This window comes from Streptomyces sp. HP-A2021 (assembly GCF_022807935.1).
Lineage (GTDB): Bacteria > Actinomycetota > Actinomycetes > Streptomycetales > Streptomycetaceae > Streptomyces > Streptomyces afghaniensis.
This window is the reverse complement of record NZ_CP094344.1, coordinates 7,383,974-7,407,933: the sequence shown is the minus strand read 5'-3', so window position 1 is coordinate 7,407,933 and position 23,960 is coordinate 7,383,974. Positions and strand designations below refer to the sequence as shown.

Here is a 23,960-nt window from a genome sequence, read left to right as displayed (position 1 = left end):
ACATGACGTACAGCGGACAGGTGACGGTCGGCGGACCTGCCGACGTGCACGAGCTCAAGGACCTGATGATCACCAAGATCGCGGTCGGTCCGATGAACAACAACGCCTATCTGCTGCGCTGCCGGGCCACGGACGAGCAGCTGCTGATCGACGCCGCGAACGAGGCGGAGACGCTGCTCGGCATGATCGGTGACGACGGCATCGCGTCCGTCGTCACCACCCACCGGCACGGCGACCACTGGCAGGCGCTCGCCGAGGTCGTCGCGGCCACCGGAGCCCGCACCTACGCGGGCCGGGACGACGCCGAGGGCATCCCGGTGCGGACCGACGTGCTGGTCGACGACGGTGACACCATCCGGGTGGGGCGCGTGGAGCTCACCGCGCGCCACCTGGTCGGGCACACGCCCGGTTCGATCGCCCTCGTCTACGACGACCCTCACGGCCATCCCCATGTGTTCACCGGGGACTGCCTCTTCCCCGGCGGTGTGGGGAACACCCACAAGGACCCCAAGGCGTTCGCCAGCCTCATCCACGATGTGGAGACCAAGATCTTCGACGTCCTTCCGGACGAGACGTGGGTCTACCCGGGGCACGGCAACGACACCTCGCTGGGCGCGGAACGTCCGCAGTTGCCGGAGTGGCACGCGCGCGGGTGGTGAGTGCCGCGCGCGGGCGGTGAGTGCCGCGCGCGGGCGGTGAGTGCTGCGCGCGGGTGGTGAGGGACCTCGCGAAGCGCACGCGTGTGGAGCAGTGGGCCGCGCACGCGCCCCGTGTGAATCATTCGCACACGCCGGTGTCGTACGTACGCTCCCCCTGTACGTAGTTGCGCAGTCAACTGGTAGCAGCCCCGCGCAGGATGACGGCTCCTGGGCGGATGGGCCGCCGGTCTGTCGATCCCCGCCCTCGACCGGCGGCCCCGGCGACCGCCGAACTCGGCGCGCGCCACGGAGAGTTCACGAGAACGCAACACCCGCTCCCACGATGCGAGCAGATGCCGTCGTGACCTCGACAAACGGGACCGGCGGCTGCCAATCTCGCGCCATGCATCCTGCCTCGCGTGCCCTGCGCCGCGCTGCCGCCGCCGTCACCGTCGCCCTGCTCGCCACCGCTGTCGGCTGTGCACCGCAGCCGGAGGAGCCCGCATCCGGCACGCCCTCGGCCGGAAACACCTGCGAGAAGGGCAAGCTGGACACCCGGGCCTCCGGCAAGCTGACGATCGCCACCGACGAACCCGCCTACGAGCCGTGGTTCGAGGACGACGACCCCGCGAGCGGCAAGGGCTTCGAGTCGGCGGTCGCGTACGCCGTCGCCCGGCAGCTCGGCTACGGCAAGGACAAGGTGGTCTGGCAGACCGTCCCGTTCAACAAGGCCTTCGCGCCCGGTGAGAAGACGTTCGACTTCGACATCAACCAGGTGTCCATCAGCGACGAGCGCAAGAAGGCCGTGGACTTCTCGTCCGGCTACTACGACGTGCGCCAGGCCGTCGTCGCCCTGAAGGGCTCCAGGGCGGCGAAGGCGAAGAGCGTCGCGGACCTGAAGGACGCGAAGCTGGGCGCACAGGTCGGCACGACCAGCCTCGACTACATCGACGACGTGGTGCGGCCCACCCGGGCGGCCGCCGTGTTCGGCAAGAACGACCAGGCCAAGTCCGCACTGAAGAACGGCCAGGTCGACGCCATCGTCGTGGATCTGCCGACCGCCTTCTACATCACCGGGGCCGAGGTCACGGACGCAACGATCGTCGGCCAGTTCGAGAACCAGGGCGGTACGCCGGAGCAGTTCGGACTCGTGCTCGACAAGGGCAGCGCACTCACCTCCTGCGTCTCGCGGGCCGTCGACGCGCTGCGCGAGGACGGCACGCTGGCGAGGATCGAGCAGCAGTGGCTGTCGGACGCCGTCGACGCTCCGGTGCTCAAGTGACGGTGAACAAGGACGAGCCGGCGGTCGGCTCCGGCGCACACGACGCGCGGGACGGCTACGTGCCGTCGCAGCGTCGCCTGGACCGTGAGCGCTACAAGCGTGCCCGCGCCCGGCGCGCCACCGCGATCGGCGCGCTCTCGACCCTCGCCACCGGAGCCGTCCTCTACCTGGTCGTCGTCAACGCCCCCGGCTGGCCGCGCACCAAGGAGACCTTCTTCGACTGGGGGTACGCGCGCGAGGCGTTCCCGAAGGTCCTCGAAGGGCTGTGGCTGAACGTCCGGCTGCTGCTGGTCTGCGGGGCCGCGGTGCTCGTCCTCGGCATGCTGATCGCCGTCGCCCGTACGCTCCGCGGCCCGGTGTTCTTCCCGCTGCGCGTCCTGGCCGCCGCGTACACGGACTTCTTCCGGGGACTGCCGCTGATCATCAACCTGATGATCGTGGTCCTCGGCGTCCCGGCACTGAGGCTCCAGGGCGTGACCGTCGACCCGGTGCTCCTCGGCGGCACCGCGCTCACCCTGACGTACTCGGCGTACGTCGCCGAGGTGTTCCGGGCCGGCATCGAGTCCGTGCACCCCTCGCAGCGCGCCGCGGCCCGCTCCCTCGGGCTCAGCAACCGGCAGGCGCTGCGGTACGTGGTGCTGCCCCAGGCGGTGCGCCGTCAGGTGCCGCCGCTGCTGAACGACCTGGTGTCGCTCCAGAAGGACACCGGGCTGGTCTCGATCGGCGGTGCGGTGGACGCCGTACGGGCCGCCGACATCATCGTGGGCCGCAGCCTCAACTACACGCCGTACATCGTCGCGGGTCTGGTCTTCGTCGCGCTGACCATCCCCATGACCCGCTTCACGGACTGGGTGACGGCGCGGATGGACCGCCGACGGGCCCAGGGAGGAATCACATGAGCGACGCGCCCGACGCGCCCGTGCTGCGCATGGAGGCCGTCCGCAAGTCCTTCGGCGGCTCGGTCGTCCTGCGGGACGTCGACCTGGAGGTCGCCCCGCACACGGTCACCGCGCTGATCGGCGCCTCCGGCTCCGGCAAGTCCACGCTGCTGCGGTGCGCGAACCTGCTGGAGGAGATCGACGACGGGGCGATCTGGCTGGACGGCGAGGAGATCACCGACCCGCGCGCCGACCAGGACGCCGTGCGCCGCCGGATCGGCGTGGTCTTCCAGGCGTACAACCTCTTCCCGCACCTGACGGTGCTGGAGAACATCACACTCGCGCCGCGCCGGGTGCACGGCGTGCCCCGCGCCGAGGCCGAGGCACGCGCGCGTGAGCTGCTGGAACGGCTCGGGCTCGGCGGGAAGGCGGGCGAGTACCCGGACCGGCTGAGCGGCGGACAGCAACAGCGGGTGGCGATCGTGCGCGCCCTGGCCGTGCGCCCCCGGCTGTTGCTGCTCGACGAGATCACCGCCGCCCTCGACCCCGAGCTGGTGGGCGAGGTCCTCACCGTCGTGCGCGGCCTGAAGGACGAGGGCATGACCATGGTGCTGGCCACGCACGAGATGGCCTTCGCACGGGAGGTCGCCGACCAGGTGTGCTTCCTGGAGGGCGGCGTGGTGCTGGAACGCGGCACCGCCGAGCAGGTCTTCGGGGAACCGCGACAGGAGCGAACGCAGCGCTTTCTGCGGCGGATCGTGGAGGCGGGGCGGTTGTGATCCGCGGCGGTGTGATCCGGCGGCGGGACGGTCGCGGAAGACCTCAGGTGTCGGCGCGCCCCGCCCCGGCCAGCGCCGCGACCCGCTCCACGCCGAAGACGTACCCCTGCACCCCGCACCCCGCGATGACCCCGTCGGCGCGCAGCGAGACATAGGAGTGGTGCCGGAACGACTCACGCTTGTGGATGTTGGAGATGTGGACCTCCAGCACCGGCATGCCGTCACAGGTGTTGAGGGCGTCCAGGATGGCGACGGAGGTGTGCGAGTAGGCGCCCGGATTGATCACGATGCCGCAGTGGTTGAGCCGCGCCTCGTGGATCCAGTCCACCAGCTCGCCCTCGTGGTTGGACTGGCGGAAGTCGACCGTGCCGCCGTGCGCGGCCGCCGCCTTGGCGCACAGGGCCTCGACGTCGGCGAGGGTGTCGGAGCCGTAGATCTCGGGCTGACGCTGGCCGAGGAGGTTCAGGTTGGGGCCGTTGAGGATCATGATCGGGGCGTTGGCCAGGGTGCGGGGCACGGTTCCTCCGGTCCGTTCGAGGTCGAGCGGCCCGTGGCGGACCGCTGCTCGGACCCGGTTTATCACGGTGCGTCGGCAGCCCGCCGGGCCGTAGCCTCCCGGCATGACGAGACGCTCCTACCCTCCCAAGCCGTCCCCCGGTGACCGTATCGCCGTGCTCTCGCCCTCCTCCGGCCTGCCCGGGCTCTTACCGCTCCCCTACGAGCTGGGCCTGGAGCGGCTGCGGAAGGAGTACGGACTGGAACCGGTCGAGTATCCGGCGACCCGCAAGATGGGTTCGTCGGCCCAGGAACGCGCCGACGACATCCACGCGGCCTTCGCCGACCCGGACATCAAGGCGGTCATCGCGTCGATCGGCGGGGACGACCAGATCACCGTGCTGCCGCTGCTGGACCGGGAGTTGATCCGGGCCAACCCGAAGCCGTTCTTCGGGATGAGCGACAACACGAACCTGCTCGCCTACCTCCACAACAGCGGCATCGTCGCCTTTCACGGGGCGACTGTGATGTGCGAGCTGGGCCGCCCGGTGGCCATGCATCCGCAGACCGCCGAGTCCCTGCGCGCCGCCCTGTTCACCTCCGGGCCCTACGAGCTGCGGCCGGCCGAGCGGTGGCGTGACATCGACCGGGACTGGGCGGATCCGGCGACCTTCGACGCGGAGCCGGAGACCCGGCCCGGGACCGGCTGGACCTGGGTCAACGCCGACCGGGTGGTCGAGGGCCGCAGTTGGGGCGGCTGCCTGGAGATCCTCGGCTGGCTGCTGATGGCCGACCTGGAGATCGCGCACGACCTGTCCGAGTACGACGGCGGCGTGCTGCTCCTGGAGACCTCGGAGGACATGCCGAGCGCCACGGAGGTCTTCCGCACCCTGCGCAACATGGGCGAACGCGGGCTGCTCCAGCGCTTCTCGGCCCTCCTCATGGGCCGCCCGAAGACCTGGTCCTTCGAGCGCCCCAACAGCCCCGAGGAGGCCGCTCGTCACGCGTCCGACCAGCGGGAGGCCGTGCTGCGAGCCATGCGTACCTACGCACCCGACACCACGATCGTCTTCGACGTGGACTTCGGGCACACCGATCCGCAGCTGGTGATCCCGTACGGCGGCACCGTGCGCGTGGACGGACCGGCCCGGCGCATCACGGTCACGTACTGAGGGCCCCCGGGGCCTCCGCGCGCCCCCGTAACCCGCCGTCACGGTGGGTAGTTGACGCGGCATGCACGACGTACGCACCGTAAGGGCACCTTCCATGCCGCGTCTCGCGGCCGCCTCGCTCGCCGGCACGGCCATCGAGTTCTACGACTTCTTCGTCTACGGCACCGCGGCGGCCCTGATCCTGGGGCCGCTGTTCTTCCCGACCTTCTCGCCGGTGGCCGGGACGCTGGCCGCCTTCGCCACCTTCGGCGTGGGCTTCATCGCGCGGCCGCTGGGGTCGGTGCTGTTCGGGCACATCGGGGACCGGCACGGGCGGCGGCCGGTCCTCGTCGCCTCCCTGCTGCTGACCGGCGCCTCCACGGTCGCGGTCGGCTGCGTGCCGACGTACGAGGCGATCGGCGTGGTCGCTCCGCTGCTGCTCCTGGTGCTGCGTTTCCTGCAGGGGCTGGGGCTCGGCGGGGAGTGGGGCGGGGCGGTGCTGCTGACGGTGGAGCACGCGCCGGCCGGGCGGCGCGGGCTGTGGTCGAGCTTCCCGCAGGTCGGGCCCGCGCTGGGGTTCCTGCTCGCCAACGGTGTGGTGCTGGGGCTCTCGGCGACGCTGTCCGAGGCGCAGTTCGCCTCATGGGGGTGGCGGGTGCCGTTCTGGGCGGCGGGGGTGCTGGCCGTCGTGGGGCTGTGGCTGCGCTCCTCGCTCGCCGAGAGCCCCAGCTTCCTCGAGATCGACGGCCACGCGCGCGTGCCGCTCATCGAGGTCCTGCGCGACCACTGGCGGCTCCTGCTGCTGACCGGCGGGGCGCTCGCGATCGGCTACGCGATCTTCTACGCCGTGACGACCTGGTCGCTCGCCTACGGGACGGAACGGCTCGGGGTGAGCCGCAGCGTCATGCTGACCTGCATCATGGGCGCGGTGGTCGTGAAGGGCGCGCTCACGCCGCTGGTGGCGCTGCTCGGGGACCGGTACGGCCGGCGGCCCCTGTGCCTGGCCGGATGCGCGGCCGCCGCCCTGTGGATGTTCCCGATGGTCGCGCTCCTCGCCACCGGCGCGCCGCTGCCGATGTTCCTCGGCTTCCTCGGGGCGATGCTCTCGTTCATCACGATGTTCGCCGTGATCGCCGCCTATCTGCCGGAGCTGTACGAGCCGCGGGTGCGCTGCACAGGCGCCGCGGTCGGCTACAACCTCGGCGGGGTTGTCGGGGGCGCGCTCACGCCGATCGTGGCGACGGCACTGGCCGAGCAGGGCGGGCGGGTGCCCTGGGGCGTGGCCGCGTATCTGACGGCGATCGCGCTGTTCAGCCTGGGGTGCTTCGCGCTGTTGCCGGAGACGCGTCCGGTGCCGGTGGGGGCGGCTGCGGAGCCGGCTTCGGGGTGACCTTGGCGGTGAGGCGCGTAAACGCTTGCGTGAGCGTTTACGCGTTTACGCGTTCATATGCGCGTCCCCGGCGAGCGTCTACGGGTTGATCGCCAGCTCCAGATACGCCGCGAACAGCACCAGATGGACCCCGCCCTGGAGCGGTGTGGCCCGGCCCGGTACCACGGTCAGCGAGGCCACCACCACGGTCAGGGCGAGCAGCACCATGTGCGTGGCGCCGAGGCCGAGCACCAGCGGGCCGGACAGCCAGACGGAGGCGAGCGCGACCGCCGGGATGGTCAGGCCGATGCTGGCCATGGCCGACCCGAGGGCGAGGTTCAGGCTGGTCTGCACCCGGTCACGACGCGCGGAGCGCAGCGCGGCGATGGTCTCCGGCAGCAGCACCAGCAGCGCGATGATCACACCGACGACGGCGTGGTGCAGCCCGGCGGCCTCCACCCCTGACTCGATCGTGGGCGACACCCCTTTGGCCAGGCCGACCACGCCGACCAGTGCGAGGCCGAGCAGCCCCAGGCTGATCATGGCGGTACGGGCGGTCGGCGCCGCCGCGTGCTCCTCCGCGGTGATCACCTCGCCCTGCCGGGTGATCGGCAGGAAGTAGTCCCGGTGCCGCACGGTCTGCGTGGCGACGAACAGTCCGTACAGGACCAGTGAGGAGAGCGCGGCGAAGGTCAGCTGGACGGTGGAGAATTCCGGGCCCGGCTTGCTCGTGGTGAACGTCGGCAGGACCAGGCTGAGCGTGGCCAGGGTGGCGACGGTCGCGAGTGCGGCGCCGGTGCCCTCGGGGTTGAAGACGGCCGTTCCGTGCCGCAGGGAGGCGACCAGGAGGCAGAGGCCGACGATGCCGTTGCAGGTGATCATCACGGCTGCGAAGACCGTGTCGCGGGCCAGTGTCGAGCTCTTGTCCCCGCCGTCGGCCATCAGGGTGACGATGAGGGCGACCTCGATGATCGTGACGGCCACGGCGAGGACGAGCGAGCCGAACGGTTCGCCGACCCGGTGGGCCACCACCTCGGCGTGGTGCACGGCGGCCAGGACGGCTCCCGCGAGGACCAGGGTCACCAGCGCGACGACCACGGCCGGCAGATCGCGCCCCCAGGTGAAGATCAGCAGCACGGCCGCGAGCAAGGGCACCAGGGTCGTCCACCGTGCCGTGAGCGGCCTGCGCCGAGCGATCATGCAGTGATCGTCGCAGACGTGAAGAGGCCCCGCACTCCGGTCGCGCGGAGCTCCTCCACGGGTCCCGCGGGACTATGCGAGTTCCCGCTCGTCCAGGAGGTCGCAGTTGGTGTACACCCGCTCGCCGATGCAGAGCGCGGCCAGGTGCTCGGCCATCCTGCTGGTCTCGGGGTCCTCGCTGTTGCGCATGGCCTCCTCGTAGGAATCGAACTCGATCAGTGCCAGATAGCGGCGCGGATTGTCACGGTCCTTGAGAAGCATCCGCTGTGTGGGGCCGCCCGGCCGGCCGGCCAAGCGCTTCGCCGCGTCGTCGAGCAGCTGCTCCATCTCGTCCAAGCGCTCGGTCTCGAAGTCGATGATCTGTACGAACTTCATGGCACCTCCGGCCGGCCACGGCGTCCCCGGGCCGGGGAACGCGCTCAAGAACAAAAAAGCACCGGGACCGGTGGTCGGCAATTCGCCGGCCACCGGTCCCGGTGATGGTTGTTCCTACGTCCGACGTGGTCAGACGTCGATGCTGTCCTTCGGAGCGCCTCCGCTCTGCGCCTGCGCCGCCTCGGCCGCCGCCTGCTTCTTCGAAGCTCGCAGACTGGTGATCGTGGTGACGATCAGGACGGCGCAGATCACGCCGAGCGAGACCGGAATGCTGATCTCGGGCACGTGCACCCCGGACTCGTGCAGCGCGTGCAGCACCAGCTTCACGCCGATGAAGCCCAGGATGATCGACAGGCCGTAGGAGAGGTGGACCAGCCTCCTCAGCAGACCGCCGATGAGGAAGTACAGCTGACGCAGACCCATCAGGGCGAACGCGTTGGCCGTGAAGACGATGTACGGGTCCTGCGTCAGGCCGAAGATCGCGGGGATGGAGTCGAGCGCGAACAGCACGTCCGTGGTACCGATCGCGAGCATCACGACCAGCATCGGGGTCATGACCCGCTTGCCGTTCTCCTGGATCCACAGCTTGGTGCCGTGGTAGCGGTCCGCCACACCGAAGCGGCGCTCGGCGGCCTTGAGCAGCTTGTTCTCCTCCCAGTCCTCGTCCTCCTCGTCGGCCCGGGCCTCCTGGATGAGCTTCCAGGCGGTCCAGATCAGGAAGGCGCCGAAGAGGTAGAACACCCACGAGAAGCTGGCGAGGATCGCCGCGCCTGCCGCGATGAAGATGGCCCGCAGGACCAGGGCTACGAGGACACCGATCAGCAGGACGCGCTGCTGGTACTGCGAGGGCACCGCGAACTTCGCCATGATCAGGACGAAGACGAAGAGGTTGTCGACGCTCAGCGACTTCTCGGTGATGAAGCCCGCGAAGAACTCGCCGGCGGGCTGACCGCCGCCGAACATCAGCAGGCCGAGCCCGAAGAGGGCGGCCAGGACGATCCAGACGACCGTCCAGATCCCGGCTTCCTTGATCGATACGTCGTGCGGCTTGCGGCCGATGAAGAAGTCGACCGCGATGAGGGCGGCGAGCCCCACGATCGTCAGGACCCATAGGGTCACGGAAACATCCACTGCGCCTCCGGCAGTCGTAACGGCAAATGTCAGCGTCGTCGCTGCCGGAGGTCTCTTCCACCCAAGGATGGGCCGACGCCCCGGGATCTGGCCTGATCCGTATTGACGGGTACGCCGCAGCAGACAGGGAGTACTCCCCTCCGTGCCGTCAACAGTACCCAATCACCAAGAACAGGTAAAGCGCTTGGCAAAAGAAAGACCAAAATCCCTGGTCAGAGGGCTACCAGGAGGCTTTACACATACTTGGTGCGGGCGGCCGCGACCTGGGTGAGCACCTGCTGGAGGACCTGGCTGCCCGGCGGCACGAGCGAGGGCTCATACGTCCAGGCATGACCGACCCACGGGTCGGCGAGGTGATCGTCGGGCACCGGCGTCAGTCGCAGCAGCGAACGCCACAGCGGGTCGAGCAAAGGCCCGTACCCGGACGACTCCTCGCGGTCGGCCACCATCATCAGATGGACGCCGAAGGCGGGGCCCTCGTCGGCGAGGTAGCGCAGCTGGTTCACGGCCCGGTCGTCGAAGCCGTGCGGGAAGTCGTTGACGATCAGGAGCTGCTGGGAGGTGTCGAAGCCCGGCGGGAGGGAGTCGGCGGCCCCTCCCCGTACCGCCATCTGCACCAGGTCGACCCGCTGGGTGAGCCGGCTCAGCACGTCCGCCACCCCTGCGGCGCCGAGCGCGGGCGGGGCCGCGAGCACACCGGTCTGCACGAGGGGCGCGAGCGGCTGCGCGCCCGAGCCGGCCGGGTCGATGACGTGGACGGTGAACTCCCCCGCCGGGTAGACGGCGAGCAGCCGGGCCGCGTGCGCGACCGCCGTCTCCAGGGCGAGACGCCCCAGTGCGTGCGAGTCCGCGAACGAACCGTCGGACGAACCGGTCCGGCCGCTGTCGATCCACAGGCCGCGCTCCAGCGGCAGCCGGACCAGCATCGGGATGCGGATCCGGTCCGCCTCGGGCAGATGGAGATCGCCCAGGCGCAGGGCCATGGGGATCTCCATCGGTACCCGGTAGGCGTGCCAGACGGGGCTGTCCCAGCGGGCGTACGCCGGCGGGAGGGCCGGTTCGACGACCTCGGCCTCGGCCGTGAGCTGGGTGAGGTCCCGGTCGAGGGCCTCGCCGGCCTGGGCGACGAGCTGGTCGTGCCGGGCGCGGGCCGCCTCGCGGGCGGCGTCGCCCTGTCCGCCGATCCGGCTGCGCGGGTCGGAGAGGACCTGCTCCAGCTCCTTGTCCATACGGGACTCGGCGAAGTCGACGGCACTGCGATAGGCGGCGGTGCTGCGGGCCAGGTCCTCGAACATGCCCCACACCTGGTTGTAGAGCCGCTCGTCCATGGACCATCCGGTCGCGTCGCCCGCGACGGGCCGGGCGGGCTGCCCGGGTGCGGCCGTGGGTGCGGTGGGCGGCGGCGGGGGCGGGGCGCCGTTCTGGCGGCGCGGGTGGCTGTAGTCGATCGGGCCGCCCGCGGTGGGCGTGGAGGGCTGGGTGACGGCGTTGGGGTCCGGTGCCGCGCCGGGATACGACGGCGTCTGCGGCGCGGGCTGCCCCGCACCGCCCGGCGTCTGACCGCCGTACGGCGCCATCGGTGGTGCCTGGCCCGGCTGAGGCGCGGTGCCACCCTGGTCCGGGCCGAGGGCCGGGGCCGCCGTCTGCCGGGAGCGGTCGCCGTCCGCCGTGCGCGGCGGGGGCGCCTGCACCGAGCGGGCCAGCCCCTGGGCCACCGCGTCGTCGATGCTGCCGGCGAGCCGACGGGCCTCGGGCAGGCCCTGGTCGGCGAGGAGTTCGGCGAGGCCGCCCGCGTAGCCCTGGCCTACGGCGCGCACCTTCCAGGCGCCCTGCCGGCGGTAGAGCTCCAGGGCGACGACCGCGGACTCGGCTTCCAGGCCGGTGAGGGTGTAGCTGGCGATCTCGGCGCCGTCGAGACCGGTGACGGCGACGAACGGGGCGGCCACGGCGCCGAAACGGGCCGGGCCCGCCCCGGCGGCGGGCAGGGCGAGCAGCACACCGACACGGTGGACGGCCTCCGGCACGGCGTCCAGATCCACGGCGAGGCGATGGTCGGCGGCAGCCTGCCGGGAGACCTCGAGACCCGGCTGGGTGGGCGCGCCCGGGTGGGCGACCCACTCCACGCCGTGGATCCGGCCGTTCTCGTCGCTGAGCGCGGCCGCGGCCACGATCGGCGTGCCGGCCGAGACCCGGATCTCGAGACGGACCTGGGAGAGCGGGTGGTTCTGCCCCCGCACCAGCTCGGCCGTCATCGCCTTCTCCCCCTGTGTCGTTGTGTGGTGTCGTGTGCCGCTCGCCGGCCCGCCTCGGCCGGTTGCCCCCGGCGCCTCAGAGGACGGGCAGGATCGCCGGCATCAGGTCCTGGAAGGTGCGGCCGTTGGCCGGGTTGCCGATGGCCGTCATCGTCCAGCCCGGGCCCGAGCGGTGCACCTTGGCCATGATCTGGGCCGTGTACTGGCCGCCGCCGGCCAGTGTGTAGCGGGCGAGCTCCTGGCCGTTGGTCTCGTCGACCAGGCGGCAGAACGCGTTCTGCACCTCCTGGAACGTCTGGCCCGTGAAGGAGTTCACGGTGAAGACGATCTGGTCGATGTGGACCGGGACGCGTGAGAGGTCGACGAGGATCGCCTCGTCGTCGCCGCCCTGGCCGACACCGCCGACCAGGTTGTCACCGGTGTGCCGCACCGAGCCGTCGTCGCTCACCAGGTGGCGGAAGAAGACGACGTCGACCGGCTGCTTGTCGGCGAACAGGACGGCCGAGGCGTCGAGGTCGATCTCTCGCGTACGCGAGCCGAACAGGCCGCGCCGGGGAGCCGCCTGCCAGCCGAGACCCATGCGCACCGCAGTCAGGCTGCCACCGTCGTTCTTCTGCAGACTGATGGCCTGACCCTTGGTCATGTTGACGGTCACGCGCTGATTCCCCTCTCGGACGTCCCCTGTTGCCGCGCAGTCGCGGTTGATCAGAACACTACGCAGGGGCACTGACAGTGACGTACCCCGGTCCGCACTTTGTGTCGGTCTTGCAACACTGCGCGTACGCGGTCCGCTGTCAGGCCAGGCCCGCCTCCTTCATCTGGCGCAGTTCCTTCTTCATCTCGGAGACCTCGTCGCGCAGCCGGGCCGCGATCTCGAACTGGAGGTCCGCGGCGGCGGCCCGCATGCGTGCGGTGAGCTCCTCGATCTGTTCGCTGAGCTCGGCCGCGGGGCGGTCGGTCGGCACCGTCTCCTTGGCCTTGCCCTTGCCCTTGGCCGGCTTGGCGCCCTCGGCGCCCCTGCCCAGGGAGGGGACGGGCGCCTTGGTGCCCCCGCCGTCCTTCTTCGCCTTGCGGTAGCCCGAGCCGAGCAGCTGCTCGGTATCGATGTCCTCGCGGGCGATCTGGGCGACGATGTCGTTGATCTTCTTGCGGAGGGGCTGGGGGTCGATGCCCCGCTCCTTGTTGTACGCGATCTGCTTCTCCCGGCGCCGGTTGGTCTCCTCGATGGCCTTCTCCATCGCCGGGGTGATCTTGTCGGCGTACATGTGGACCTGACCGGAGACGTTGCGCGCGGCGCGGCCGATGGTCTGGATCAGGGAGGTGCCGGAGCGCAGGAAGCCCTCCTTGTCGGCGTCCAGGATCGCCACCAGGGACACCTCGGGCAGGTCGAGGCCCTCCCGCAGGAGGTTGATGCCGACCAGCACGTCGTACTCGCCGGCGCGCAGCTCACGCAGGAGTTCGACGCGGCGCAGGGTGTCGACGTCGCTGTGCAGGTAGCGCACCTGGATGCCCAGCTCCAGGAAGTAGTCCGTGAGGTCCTCGGCCATCTTCTTGGTGAGCGTGGTGACCAGGACGCGCTCGTCCTTCTCGGTGCGCTGCCGGATCTCGTGCACCAGGTCGTCGATCTGCCCCTCGGTGGGCTTGACGACGACTTCCGGGTCGACGAGGCCGGTGGGGCGGATGATCTGCTCGACGAAACCGTCCGAGCGGGAGAGCTCGTAGGCGCCCGGGGTGGCCGACAGGTAGACCGTCTGGCCGATGCGCTCCTGGAACTCCTCCCACTTCAGCGGGCGGTTGTCCAGGGCGGAGGGCAGCCGGAAGCCGTGGTCGACGAGGGTGCGCTTGCGCGAGGCGTCGCCCTCGTACATGGCGCCGATCTGCGGGACCGTGACGTGCGACTCGTCGATGACGAGGAGGAAGTCGTCCGGGAAGTAGTCCAGCAGGGTGTTGGGCGGGGAGCCGGGCAGGCGGCCGTCGAAGTGCATCGAGTAGTTCTCCACGCCGGAGCAGGAGCCGATCTGGCGGAGCATCTCGATGTCGTAGGTCGTGCGCATCCTGAGGCGCTGGGCCTCCAGGAGCTTGCCCTGCTTCTCCAGCTCGGCGAGGCGCTCGCCCAGCTCCTTCTCGATGTCGTTGATGGCCCGCTCCAGACGCTCGGGCCCTGCGACGTAGTGGGAGGCCGGGAAGACGTACAGCTGCTGGTCGTCGCTGATGATCTCGCCGGTGACCGGGTGCAGCGTGGACAGCGCCTCGATCTCGTCGCCGAACATCTCGATGCGGACGGCCAGCTCCTCGTAGACCGGGAAGATCTCGATGGTGTCGCCGCGGACGCGGAAGGTGCCGCGGCTGAAGGCCATGTCGTTGCGCGTGTACTGGATGTCCACGAAGCGGCGCAGCAGCTCGTCGCGGTCGTGCTCCTCGCCGACGCGGAGCGGGACCATGCGGTCCACGTACTCCTGCGGCGTACCGAGGCCGTAGATGCAGGAGACCGAGGCGACCACGACGACGTCGCGGCGGGTGAGCAGCGAGTTGGTCGCGGAGTGGCGCAGGCGCTCGACCTCCTCGTTGATCGAGGAGTCCTTCTCGATGTAGGTGTCCGACTGCGGGACGTAGGCCTCGGGCTGGTAGTAGTCGTAGTACGAGACGAAGTACTCGACGGCGTTGTTCGGGAGGAGCTCCCGGAACTCGTTCGCCAGCTGGGCGGCCAGCGTCTTGTTCGGCGCCATCACGAGCGTGGGGCGCTGGAGCTTCTCGATCATCCACGCGGTGGTGGCGGACTTGCCGGTGCCGGTCGCGCCCAGGAGGACGACGTCCTTCTCACCTGCCTGGATGCGCTGGGCGAGCTCGGCGATGGCCGTCGGCTGGTCGCCGCTCGGCTGGTAGGGGCTGACGACCTCGAAGGGCGCCACCGTGCGTTCGATCTGGGAAACGGGCCGCATGGGATCCACCGTACGACCCCGCACTGACAATGGGTTCCGATCAGCGGTTCTGCGGGGTTCGGGAGCCGCGGTGCTCCACGGTGCGGCGGGGGCGCAACCGCAGGCGCTGGGGATTGTGGGCGGTGTGGATGTGGGCGGGAACGCCCGGCCTCTGTTCGACGGGCACGACCGTGGGCTTCCCCATGACCATCAGCGGGTCGAACATCACCACGACGCCCGCGAGGAGGAGGAAGGCGAGCGGGCCGATCAGCATGGGCGCGAGCAGGGCCGCGGGCGATTCTCCCGTGGTGGGTTCGGCCGTGCCGTGCAGGTGGACGCTGAGGCCGGCCATGCCGGTGTAGTGCATGCCGCTGACGGCGAGTCCCATGACGAGGCTGGCGCCCACGCTCCACAGCAGGCCCCTGACCTGGCCGGCCGCCCACAGGGCGGCGGTGGCGGCGGCCATGGCGATCGCGACGGAGATGCCGACGGTGAGTGTGTCGTACTCCAGCTTCCCGTCCAGGTGCATGCTGGCCATGCCGAGGTAGTGCATCGACGCGATGCCCAGGCCGGTGATGGTGCCGCCGGTGAAGAGGGCCGTCCCGCGGGCCCCCTTGTAGCCGACGATGAAGATCCCGATGCCCACCATCACGATCGCGACGGCCAGGCTCGCGAAGGTCATCGGCTTGTCGTAGTGGATCGTGGCCCCCCGGACCGTGAATCCCATCATGGCGATGAAGTGCATGGTCCATATGCCGGAGCCGATGGCGGCCGAGCCGAGGGCGAGCCAGCCGGGGCGCCAGGACTGGGCGACGAGCATGGATCTGGTGGTGCAGCGCAGGCCCAGGGCACCTCCGAGGCAGGCCATGAGGTAGGCCACCAGGGGTGTGACCAGGCCGTAGCTGAATCCGTCGACCGTGCCCTGCATGCGCGGCTGCCCTTCCCGCCCTTTGCGTCCCGGAATTCCCGATGTGCGCTCCCTCCCAGGACCGCTGCAGCGGTCAGGGTTGACGCAGAGAGTATGACCCCCACCGGAATGGTCGAACGACTTTCCGGCAAAGAAACACGCCCTTGCCCCAGTTGTGCGGTACCGGTGAGCGGAGTTGGGTCCTCTCCGTTCAACCTGTGGCCATCCTGCACCCCTCTCTCGTTGACCCTCTGCTGTCACAGTTGAGCTGTCTGTGACGGTGTGATCGCTCGACGCGAGGAGTACGTATGCACGCGCGCGCTGTTGCCGCCTCGACCACCGCGCTCCTGGGGACCGCCGCACTCCTGTTCCCCGTCTCCCCCGCGCGGGCCGCCGGCGGTTCGCCGCTGGTCATCGCGCACCGGGGGGCCTCCGCGTACGCCCCCGAGAACACGCTGGCCGCCGTGGACAGGGCGGCCGGGCTGGGCATCCGCTGGGTGGAGAACGACGTGCAGCGGACCAGGGACGGTGAGCTCGTCGTCCTCCACGACGACAACCTGCGGCGCACCACCGACGTGGAGGAGGTCTATCCCGACCGGGCTCCCTGGAAGGTGAAGGACTTCACCGCCGCCGAGATCGCCCGCCTCGACGCGGGCAGCTGGTTCGCCCCCGCGTACGCGGGCGCGCGCGTGCCCACGCTGGAGCAGTTCGTGAACCGCGTCGAGCATCATCACCAGAAGCTTCTTCTGGAGATCAAGAACCCGGAGCTGTATCCGGGCATCGAGCGGCAGACCCTCAAGGTCCTCGGCAACGAGGGCTGGCTGGACCGCTCGCATCTGGCCGGCCGGCTGATCGTGCAGAGCTTCAGCGCGGACAGCGTGCGGACCGTGCACGAGCTGAAGCCCGCCGTGAAGACCGGCTTCCTGGGCACGCCGCCCGTGGCGGACCTGCCGGTCTACGCCGGCTTCGCCGACCAGATCAACCCGTCGTACGGCTCGCTCTCCGCGGCGTACACCTCCTCCGTCCAGGCGTTCACCGGACCGCACGGCAGGCCTCTGGAGGTCCTCACCTGGACGGTCGACGACGCGGCGACGGCCCAGCGGGTGGCCGGGTACGGGGTCGACGGGATCATCACGAACAAGCCGGATGTGGTCCGGGAGGCCGTGGGCGGGTGAGGCAGGCCGGCGGGCGGGGCGTCCGGCCGGGCGGCGTTGTCAGTGGTGGGTCGTACGGTGGGCGCATGGACAGCCATGGGCAGGTTGAGCAGCGGGTCGTGTGGGCCGTCGTCGACAGCGGCATCGGCCCGCTGTTGCTCGCGGCGACCCGCGAGGGCCTGGTGAACGTCGTGTTCCACGCCACGGACGCGGTGCGGGACCGGGCGGTCGAGCGGCTGGCGTCACGGCTCGGCACCGAGCCCGCCGAGGCGCCCGGCTCCGCGCTGCTGGCCGAGGCGATACGTCAGGTCGAGGCGTACTTCGCGGGTGAGCGCCGCGACTTCGACCTGCCGCTGGACTGGTCGCTGATCTCCGGCTTCAACCGTGAGGTCCTGCGCGAGCTGTCGTCCGGTGTGCCGTACGGCACGGTCGTCGGGTACGGCGATCTGGCCGGGCGCGTCGGCCAGCCGGGCGCCGCCCAGGCCGTGGGCACGGCGATGGGCGCCAATCCGCTGCCGGTGGTGGTGCCCTGTCACCGGGTCGTCGAGAGCGGCGGCGGCATCGGGGGCTTCGGGGGCGGCCTGGAGACCAAGCGGAAGCTGCTGGCCCTCGAAGGGGTGCTGCCCGAGCCGCTGTTCTGAGCCTGGGCCCGGTCAGTCGTAGTGCCGCGCCTCGAAGACGTTGCCGTCCGGGTCGCGGAAGTAGAAGCTGCGTGTGGCCTTGCCCCGGGCCCCGAAGGAGTCGTACGAGAGGTCCGACACCGGTACGGAGCGTTCCGCCAGGCGGCTGAGGAGGGCGTCGAAGTCTCCCCGGGGCAGTGACAGGCAGACGTGGTTGACGGGGTGCCCCGCGCTGTCGGCGGCGCCGGGCAGCATCGTCATGCGTTCCGCGAAGGTCAGCGGCATGAGGTCGAGGATGGTCCCGTCGTTGACGCGTACGGAGGGGAACGGCACCTCACCGGCGGCGAACTCGGTGAGCCTGACCGTCTCCAGGCCGACGGCCTTCTCGTAGAAGTCTGCGGCGGCGACCGGGTCGCGCACCCAGAGGACGACGTGGTCGAGTCGCGGTGTGTTGTCCGTCATGCCCTCCAGGCTCGTGACGTCGCCGACAGCCCGCAAGGGTTTGGCCCGGCGCGCCGCCCGCCAGAGATGAGGGAAGACCGACCGACAGGAGGCAGGCGCGTGGTGCTGGTGGTGTCAGAAGAAGTGCGTGAGGCGATCGAGGCGCGTCGGCCGGTGGTGGCCCTGGAGTCCACGATCATCGCCCACGGGCTGCCGCGGCCGCGCAACCTCCAGGTGGCGCTGGAGCTGGAGACGGCGGTGCGGCAGGAGGGCGCGGTGCCCGCGACGATCGCCGTGCTGGACGGGCGGCCCCACGTCGGGCTGGACAAGGAGCAGCTGGAGCGGGTCGCGAACGAGGACGGCATCCGCAAGCTGGGCCACCGCGACCTGCCGCTCGCGACGGCCTCCGGGGCGAGCGGGGCGACCACGGTGTCGGCGACGGCACTGCTGGCGGCGCTGGCGGGCGTACGCGTGTTCGCGACGGGCGGGCTCGGCGGCGTGCACCGGGAGTGGACGGTGACCCAGGACGAGTCGGCCGACCTGGGGCTGCTGGCGCGGACGCGGATCACCGTGGTGTGTGCCGGGGTGAAGTCGATCCTGGACGTGCCGGCGACCTTGCAGCGGCTGGAGACGCTGGGTGTCTCGGTGGCCGGTTACGGCACCGATCGGTTCCCCGGCTTCTATCTGTCCGACTCGGGGCATCCGGTGGACTGGACGCTGCGGACGCCGGAGCAGGTGGCGGACGTCATGCGCGCCCAGGACGCGCTCGCCGGGCCTGAATCGGCGTTGATCGTCGCCAACCCCGTCCCCGAGGGGGAGCAGCTCGATCCGGAGCTGCACGCGCGCGTGCTCGCGGACGCGCTGCATGCCTGCGAGGCGGAGGGAGTCACCGGCCAGGCGGTCACACCGTTCCTGCTCGACCACCTCGTACGGCACACCGACGGCGCCTCCCTGAGCGCCAACCTGGCGGCGGTCCGCGGCAACGTACGCCTGGCGGCGCGGATCGCGGCGGCCTGGGCACGGGGATGACCGGGGCCGGGGCCGACCGCGGTGCGGCGGCCGGAGCCGACTCGGCGGGGACCTTCCCGGCGGGCGGGGCGCTGCTGGTCGTCGGGGACGTCATCACGGACGTCGTCGCGCGGCATGCGGGGCCGCTCGCTGCCGGTACGGACACGGCTGCATCGATCCGGACGGTGCCGGGCGGGGCGGGCGCCAACGTGGCGTGCTGGGCCGCACACCGGGGCGCGGCAGAGGTTCGGCTGCTCGGTCGTGTGGGGGCGGAGGCCGCTGGCTGGCACGAGCGTGAGCTGGTGGTCCACGGTGTGCGTCCGCGGCTCGTCGTCGACCCGCGGGCACCGACCGGGACGGTGATCTGTCTGGTGGACGGGGGCGCTTCGGCGGAGCGCACGTTACTCACCGACAGCGGCGCGTCGTTGCGGCTCGAACCCGCCGACTGGTCGGACGCGCTGCTCGACGGCGTCGCCCGGCTGCATCTGTCGGGCTACCTCCTGTTCTCCGAGCCGAGCCGCGCCCTGGTGACGGTGGTTCTGCGGGCCGCACGCGCGTGTGGCGTGCCGGTGAGTCTGGATCCCGCGTCGGCCGGTTTCCTCGGGCAGCTGGGGGCCGGGCGGTTCCTGGCGCTCGTGGAGGGCGTGGACGTGCTGCTGCCCAGCCGGGACGAGGCGTGTCTGCTGACGGGGCTGACCGACGCGGCCGACGCGGCGGCCGAGCTGAGCCTGCATGTTCCGCTCGTGGTCGCCAAGCAGGGGCACGAGGGGGCGCTCGTGGCCCGCTCGGGAAAGGTGTGCGCCCGCGTGCCCGCCGCAGCGGCGACGCCTCGGGACACCACGGGGGCCGGTGACGCCTTCACCGGCGCGTTCCTCGCCGCCCTGCTCGCGGGTGCCGGGCCGGAGGAGGCGGCGGTAGAGGGCTGCCGGGCGGGTGCGACGGCGGTGGAACGGGTGGGCGGCAGACCGCCGCTGCCCGGCTGATCCCCGGTGCCCCGCACACCCCTGGCTACTGCTTGCGCCCCCACGCCGAGATCATCGGGGCCGTCGTCAGATCGAGGACGCCGGACGTGACGTTCGCGAGATGCCGGTCGATGTCCTGGTCCGTGGCGAGGCCCGCGGTGACGAGCTGGTCGCGGATCTGGCGGATCGTCACCGATTCCAGGGCGGCGCAGGCCGGTGAGGCGACGGGGAAGTAGGCGTCGGCGTGCACCCGGGTCGCGCCGGCCTCCCGGAGCAGCCGGGGGAGGACGCGGCCGCAGGGGAGTTCGGTCCCGCGGTCGGCGAGCAGTCTGCGGAAGCCGTGCCGCAGCCGGTTGGCGAGCTGCTGCTCGGGGCCGTACTCGTCGGGGCAGAGCAGCGGCTGGAGGGCGGGGTCGGCGTCCTCGACGAGGATGCGCCCGCCGGGGCGCAGCGCCTGGACCATGGACCGCAACGCCCGTGGTCGGTCGGCCACGTGGACGAGGGCGAGCCGGGCGTGCACCAGGTCGAAGCCCTCTCCCGGCGGCTCCTCGGCGCCGAGGTCGTGCACACGCACCTCGACGGGCGGCCGGGCGGCGGGGACGAGCCGTGAGGTGTCGGTGCCGGTCGCGACGACGCGTCCGGTCGGGCCGACCTTCTTCGCCAGCCAGGACACCACGGAGGTGCCGCCGGCTCCGACCTCCCAGCACCGCCAGCCGGATCCGACGCCGAGCGCTTCGAGGTGCCGGAACGTCGTGGGGTCGAAGAGGGCGGCGAAGGCGCTGAAGTGCTCTGCCGCCGCGGTCTGCCGGTTGTCCAGGAGGTACCCGTCGGTTCGCGTCATGCCGCGATCATCCCAGTTGTCCGACTTGTCCGTGATGGTCGACGCTCCGGTGCGGAGAACCGCACGGCGTCCGATACGCGTCGAAGTCTCGGGGCAGTGGCACCCGGAGTCGTTCATCCACAGCCGGGAACAAAGCGGAACGAGCCATTTCCACAGGCTTACCCGCAGCTCACGTCGGCCTGGCAGACTGGCGCGCCAAGGCGCGGGAAAGCGCGAGAAACCCACGCGGGGAGATCGAGATGTCCATGGCAGGGAATCTGCGGAAGGTCACCGGCCTCGGTGGGGTCGGCGGCCTCCGCAAGGTGGCTCGGCTGGCCCGGCGGCGCCCGCGCGTCGACCTGAGTCACCCGGCCCGCTCCCCGCTGGGCTCCTCGGTGGTGAACTGCGTGACGTACCGGGACGGTGTCCGCACCACGGCGCGCGGCGACCTGGTGGACGCCATGGAGTGGGTCCGCAAGAAGGGCGAGGGCTTCGTCTGGCTCGGCCTGCACGAGCCGACCGACCGGGAGTTCGCGGGCATCGCCGAGCTCTTCGACCTGCACCCCCTGGCCGTGGAGGACGCCGTCGAGGCCCACCAGCGCCCCAAGGTGGAGCGCTACGGCGAGACGCTCTTCGCGGTGTTCAAAACGGTCTGTTACGTCGAGCACGAGGAACTCACGGCCACCAGCGAGGTGGTGAACACCGGCGAGATCATGGTCTTCGTCGGCAAGGACTTCGTGATCACGGTGCGGCACGGCATGCACGGCTCGCTGGGCCCGCTGCGCGAGGAGCTGGAGTCCGACCCCGGCCAGCTGGCCAAGGGCCCGTCCGCGGTGCTGCACGCGATCGCGGACCACGTGGTGGACGACTACCTGACCGTCACGGACTCCGTGCAGGAGGACATCGACCAGGTCGAGACGGACGTGTTCGCGGAGACCGGCGCGCGGGCCGACCCGGGGCGCATCTACCAGCTCAAGCGTGAACTCCTGGAGCTGAAGCGGGCGGTGGTGCCGCTCAGCCGGCCACTGGAGGATCTCGCCACCCGGCCGATCCGGGCGATCGACCCGGAGATACAGGCGTACTTCCGGGACGTCTCGGACCACCTGCTGCGGGCGAAGGAGCAGATCGCCTCCTTCGACGAACTGCTCAACTCCATCCTCCAGGCGCACCTCGCGCAGGTCACGGTCGCGCAGAACGAGGACATGCGGAAGATCACGGCGTGGGCCGCGATCATCGCCGTGCCGACGATGGTCTGCGGGGTGTACGGCATGAACTTCGACCACATGCCGGAGCTGCACTGGCGGTACGGCTACGGCATGGTCATCGGCGTCATATCCGTCGCGTGCCTGGTGCTGTACCGGGGGTTCCGGCGCAGCGGCTGGCTCTGACGAAGGCCGTGCCCCGCGGGGTCGTGGTGGGGTGAGGCGCGGTCAGCGCGGGGTGGTCCTGGCGTAGACGCTCTCGGCCCAGGAGGCGATCTGGTCACCCGCCAGGTGCCGGGCCAGGTCGGCTTCGCTGATCATGCCGACCAGGCGCTTGTCCTGGATGACGGGCAGCCGGCGGATCTGGTGCTCCTGCATCTCGTGGAGCACCTCGCCGACGTCGGCGTCCGCGTCGATCCAGCGAGGCGTGCCCTTGGCCATCTCGCCCGCCGTGACCTCGGCGGGGTCGTGGCCCATGGCGACGCAGCCGACGACGATGTCGCGGTCGGTGAGGATGCCGCAGAGCCGTTCGTTCTCGTCGCTGATGGGCAGGGCGCCGACGTTCAGTTCGCGCATGAGCTGGGCGGCGCGGTCGAGGGTTTCGTGGGCGGGGATCCACTGGGCGCCGCGGTGCATGATGTCTCCGGCGGTGGTCATGGAGTACCTCCCGGTGCCGGACGGCCGGCGCGGCGCGGGAGGCACCGCGAGTCCCGGCGTCCTTCATTCTCGCCGCGTCACCCGGCGCCCGCACACGGAACAGCGCCCCCGGTCCGGCGCGACAGCGGCTCAGCCGCCCCACGCCGGATGGCGCGGATCATCGGCCCGTACCAGGACGTCGGCCGTGTCGGCCGGGTCGGTCTCGTGCTCGTAGCGCTCGAAGGCCGGCAGGGTCCAGTGCGCGTCCTCGGGCGTGCGGCGGCGCAGGGCGCCCGGGGAGAGCAGGAAGTGGACGCTCAGGTCGAAGGGGAACCAGTGTCGAAGGAGGAAGGGCCCGTGCAGCAACAGCACGCCGCCGGGCGGGAGTTGGACGTAAGGGCTGCGGGTGGCCCGGTCGGCGTCCGGGTCCCACAGATCCGGCAGGACGCGGCCGTCACCCCCGGCTTCGAGAGGGCCGAACACCTCGCGCCACAGGGCGTTGGTGTCGTACCAGCCGCTGTAGTAGGACTCCACGTCCCGGTGGCCGTACTCAAGTCGCACGGAGGCGGGGCGCAGAAAGCCCTCCGTGCCCACGACGAGCGAGGAGCGGCCGCGTATGCGCAGCGCCTCGGAGACCCGCCGGGCGAGGTCTCCCGGGCGGGCGGCCGGAGCGCCGTCGAAGGCGATCCGCGGCCAGGGGCTGCCGTCGGCGGGCTTCAGATCGAGCAGGCGCTCGGCGAGCGTGTCGCCGAGCCGGTCCCAGGTGATCGCTTCGAGTCGCACACGGCCCATGATGCGCCAGACCGCGGCAGGACGTGCCGGGCCCACGAGCACCGCGGACACCGGGGCGGAGGCGGCGGAACGAGAGGCGCCGCGATCGCCGGGGTCTCCTCCGGCGGATGCAGTGTGCGCCGCGTCAGCGGGAAGGAACCCCCTATGGTCCCGGACCGCCGTATGGCCCCGCGCGCGACGCTCCCGCCCCACCCCCCCACCGGACTCCTCGTCTTCCAGCCGCTCAAGCGCCGGCACTGCGCCGAGTGCCGACGAGGGCCGCTGTCCCTGCTCGTCCTGGAGGACGCTGCCCCGCGCTGCCTCGACTGTGCCGACCTCGGGCACCTGGTGTTCCTGCCGCGCGGCGACACCGCGCTGACGCGCAGATCGAGGGAGGAGAGCACGCTGTCGGCGGTGGTCGTACGGTTCAACCGGCGCAGGAGCCGCTACGAGCGGCAGGGCGTTCTGGTCGAGGAGGCGGCGCTCGCGAGGGCCGAGCAGCGGTGTCTGGCGGACGCCGAGGCGCGACGGCGGCGCAGGGTGCGGGACGCGCGGCGGCGGGCGGCTCAGGACGCCCTGTTCGCCGAGGCGTTCTCGGCGGAGATACGGCGGCTGTTTCCCGGCTGTCCGGCCGACCGTGCGCGGGCCATCGCGGCGCACGCCTCGGAGCGGGGCAGTGGACGGGTGGGCCGCAGCGCGGCCGGGCGGGCCCTGACGGAGGGGGCGGTGACCTCGGCGGTCGTGGCGTCCGTACGGCATCTGGACACGCCGTACGACCGGCTGCTGATGAGCGGGGTGCCGCGGCACGAGGCGCGGCGGCGGATCGCGGCGGCGGTGGAGACGGTGCTCAGGCGGTGGACCGAGGCGGGGCTCGGTTCCGCCGGGTGACCCGGGCCGGTCGGTCATTCGGTGATGCTCACGTGCACCGTGATCCGTGTGGCCGCCGAACCTTGATCCGTGTGGCGGCCGAA

General features: G+C 71.2%; 24 protein-coding genes. 12 read left to right on the top strand and 12 right to left on the bottom strand.

What is annotated here, in order from left to right; genetic code table 11:
* Nucleotides 1-2: 2 nt before the first annotated feature.
* The 4 genes from MQE23_RS33455 to MQE23_RS33440 all read left to right on the top strand — a co-directional run bounded on the left by MQE23_RS33455 (nucleotide 3) and on the right by MQE23_RS33440 (nucleotide 3,577).
* Nucleotides 3-659: an MBL fold metallo-hydrolase gene (locus MQE23_RS33455; protein WP_020274048.1), complete on the top strand. Its 657-nt coding sequence runs from the start codon at nucleotides 3-5 to the stop codon at nucleotides 657-659.
* 382 nt (nucleotides 660-1,041) lie between these two features.
* Entirely contained in the window at nucleotides 1,042-1,920 is an 879-nt protein-coding gene (locus MQE23_RS33450) for an ABC transporter substrate-binding protein (protein WP_020274047.1), read from the top strand.
* A 2-nt stretch (nucleotides 1,921-1,922) separates the two neighbouring features.
* Complete coding sequence (locus MQE23_RS33445) at nucleotides 1,923-2,819, top strand: amino acid ABC transporter permease (protein WP_128092611.1); 897 nt, start codon at nucleotides 1,923-1,925, stop codon at nucleotides 2,817-2,819.
* Nucleotides 2,816-3,577, top strand: coding sequence for an amino acid ABC transporter ATP-binding protein (locus tag MQE23_RS33440; protein WP_020274045.1), 762 nt, complete (start codon nucleotides 2,816-2,818; stop codon nucleotides 3,575-3,577). Before MQE23_RS33445 ends, MQE23_RS33440 begins: the two co-directional genes overlap by 4 nt.
* Nucleotides 3,578-3,620: 43 nt before the next feature.
* Here MQE23_RS33440 and aroQ read toward each other — a convergent pair whose 3' ends face one another.
* On the bottom strand, nucleotides 3,621-4,094 hold the full coding sequence (gene aroQ, locus MQE23_RS33435) for a type II 3-dehydroquinate dehydratase (protein ID WP_243381052.1): 474 nt from the start codon (nucleotides 4,092-4,094) through the stop codon (nucleotides 3,621-3,623).
* Nucleotides 4,095-4,197: 103 nt separating this feature from the next.
* Between aroQ and MQE23_RS33430 the strand changes: the two genes are divergently transcribed.
* Nucleotides 4,198-5,244 (top strand): S66 peptidase family protein, encoded by a 1,047-nt coding sequence (locus tag MQE23_RS33430; protein WP_037670509.1) that lies wholly within the window; start codon nucleotides 4,198-4,200, stop codon nucleotides 5,242-5,244.
* A gap of 94 nt (nucleotides 5,245-5,338) precedes the next feature.
* A complete protein-coding gene (locus MQE23_RS33425) occupies nucleotides 5,339-6,613 on the top strand; it encodes an MFS transporter (RefSeq protein WP_243381050.1) in 1,275 nt (424 codons plus the stop codon).
* 78 nt (nucleotides 6,614-6,691) lie between these two features.
* Here MQE23_RS33425 and MQE23_RS33420 read toward each other — a convergent pair whose 3' ends face one another.
* From MQE23_RS33420 to MQE23_RS33390, 7 genes are all read right to left on the bottom strand, one after another.
* Nucleotides 6,692-7,792 (bottom strand): ionic transporter y4hA, encoded by a 1,101-nt coding sequence (locus MQE23_RS33420; RefSeq protein WP_020274042.1) that lies wholly within the window; start codon nucleotides 7,790-7,792, stop codon nucleotides 6,692-6,694.
* Between the two features lie 72 nt (nucleotides 7,793-7,864).
* Entirely contained in the window at nucleotides 7,865-8,167 is a 303-nt protein-coding gene (locus MQE23_RS33415; RefSeq protein ID WP_020274041.1) for a hypothetical protein, read from the bottom strand.
* A gap of 129 nt (nucleotides 8,168-8,296) precedes the next feature.
* Nucleotides 8,297-9,298: a TerC/Alx family metal homeostasis membrane protein gene (locus MQE23_RS33410; RefSeq protein WP_082319940.1), complete on the bottom strand. Its 1,002-nt coding sequence runs from the start codon at nucleotides 9,296-9,298 to the stop codon at nucleotides 8,297-8,299.
* Between the two features lie 233 nt (nucleotides 9,299-9,531).
* Entirely contained in the window at nucleotides 9,532-11,550 is a 2,019-nt protein-coding gene (locus tag MQE23_RS33405; protein WP_243381048.1) for a TerD family protein, read from the bottom strand.
* A 76-nt stretch (nucleotides 11,551-11,626) separates the two neighbouring features.
* Nucleotides 11,627-12,205 (bottom strand): TerD family protein, encoded by a 579-nt coding sequence (locus MQE23_RS33400; RefSeq protein WP_020277616.1) that lies wholly within the window; start codon nucleotides 12,203-12,205, stop codon nucleotides 11,627-11,629.
* Between the two features lie 139 nt (nucleotides 12,206-12,344).
* On the bottom strand, nucleotides 12,345-14,489 hold the full coding sequence (gene uvrB / locus MQE23_RS33395; protein ID WP_020277617.1) for an excinuclease ABC subunit UvrB: 2,145 nt from the start codon (nucleotides 14,487-14,489) through the stop codon (nucleotides 12,345-12,347).
* A 40-nt stretch (nucleotides 14,490-14,529) separates the two neighbouring features.
* Nucleotides 14,530-15,396: an MHYT domain-containing protein gene (locus MQE23_RS33390; RefSeq protein ID WP_020277618.1), complete on the bottom strand. Its 867-nt coding sequence runs from the start codon at nucleotides 15,394-15,396 to the stop codon at nucleotides 14,530-14,532.
* 287 nt (nucleotides 15,397-15,683) lie between these two features.
* On the opposite strand from MQE23_RS33390, the gene MQE23_RS33385 reads away from it, so the two are divergent.
* Nucleotides 15,684-16,550, top strand: a complete 867-nt coding sequence (locus tag MQE23_RS33385; protein WP_020277619.1) for a glycerophosphodiester phosphodiesterase family protein — start codon at nucleotides 15,684-15,686, stop codon at nucleotides 16,548-16,550.
* A gap of 65 nt (nucleotides 16,551-16,615) precedes the next feature.
* Nucleotides 16,616-17,170, top strand: a complete 555-nt coding sequence (locus tag MQE23_RS33380) for a methylated-DNA--[protein]-cysteine S-methyltransferase (RefSeq protein WP_020277620.1) — start codon at nucleotides 16,616-16,618, stop codon at nucleotides 17,168-17,170.
* A 12-nt stretch (nucleotides 17,171-17,182) separates the two neighbouring features.
* On the opposite strand, the gene MQE23_RS33375 is transcribed toward MQE23_RS33380, so the two are convergent.
* The gene (locus MQE23_RS33375) at nucleotides 17,183-17,611 is read right to left on the bottom strand and encodes a VOC family protein (RefSeq protein WP_037674412.1); all 429 of its coding nucleotides are present in this window, start codon (nucleotides 17,609-17,611) and stop codon (nucleotides 17,183-17,185) included.
* 99 nt (nucleotides 17,612-17,710) lie between these two features.
* Between MQE23_RS33375 and MQE23_RS33370 the strand changes: the two genes are divergently transcribed.
* Both MQE23_RS33370 and MQE23_RS33365 read left to right on the top strand, forming a co-directional pair.
* Nucleotides 17,711-18,619 carry a pseudouridine-5'-phosphate glycosidase gene (locus tag MQE23_RS33370; protein WP_243381046.1) on the top strand — a complete coding sequence of 303 codons (909 nt, stop codon included), beginning with the start codon at nucleotides 17,711-17,713 and terminating at the stop codon, nucleotides 18,617-18,619.
* Nucleotides 18,616-19,581, top strand: coding sequence for a sugar kinase (locus MQE23_RS33365; protein WP_243381044.1), 966 nt, complete (start codon nucleotides 18,616-18,618; stop codon nucleotides 19,579-19,581). Before MQE23_RS33370 ends, MQE23_RS33365 begins: the two co-directional genes overlap by 4 nt.
* A 25-nt stretch (nucleotides 19,582-19,606) precedes the next feature.
* On the opposite strand, the gene MQE23_RS33360 is transcribed toward MQE23_RS33365, so the two are convergent.
* Nucleotides 19,607-20,401: a methyltransferase domain-containing protein gene (locus MQE23_RS33360; protein ID WP_020277624.1), complete on the bottom strand. Its 795-nt coding sequence runs from the start codon at nucleotides 20,399-20,401 to the stop codon at nucleotides 19,607-19,609.
* Between the two features lie 239 nt (nucleotides 20,402-20,640).
* On the opposite strand from MQE23_RS33360, the gene MQE23_RS33355 reads away from it, so the two are divergent.
* Nucleotides 20,641-21,768, top strand: a complete 1,128-nt coding sequence (locus MQE23_RS33355; RefSeq protein WP_020277625.1) for a magnesium and cobalt transport protein CorA — start codon at nucleotides 20,641-20,643, stop codon at nucleotides 21,766-21,768.
* Nucleotides 21,769-21,810: 42 nt separating this feature from the next.
* Here MQE23_RS33355 and MQE23_RS33350 read toward each other — a convergent pair whose 3' ends face one another.
* The gene (locus tag MQE23_RS33350) at nucleotides 21,811-22,239 is read right to left on the bottom strand and encodes a CBS domain-containing protein (RefSeq protein ID WP_020277626.1); all 429 of its coding nucleotides are present in this window, start codon (nucleotides 22,237-22,239) and stop codon (nucleotides 21,811-21,813) included.
* 129 nt (nucleotides 22,240-22,368) lie between these two features.
* Complete coding sequence (locus MQE23_RS33345) at nucleotides 22,369-23,010, bottom strand: uridine kinase (protein WP_243381043.1); 642 nt, start codon at nucleotides 23,008-23,010, stop codon at nucleotides 22,369-22,371.
* 144 nt (nucleotides 23,011-23,154) lie between these two features.
* On the opposite strand from MQE23_RS33345, the gene MQE23_RS33340 reads away from it, so the two are divergent.
* Complete coding sequence (locus MQE23_RS33340) at nucleotides 23,155-23,877, top strand: DUF2293 domain-containing protein (RefSeq protein WP_020277628.1); 723 nt, start codon at nucleotides 23,155-23,157, stop codon at nucleotides 23,875-23,877.
* Nucleotides 23,878-23,960 lie beyond the last annotated feature (83 nt).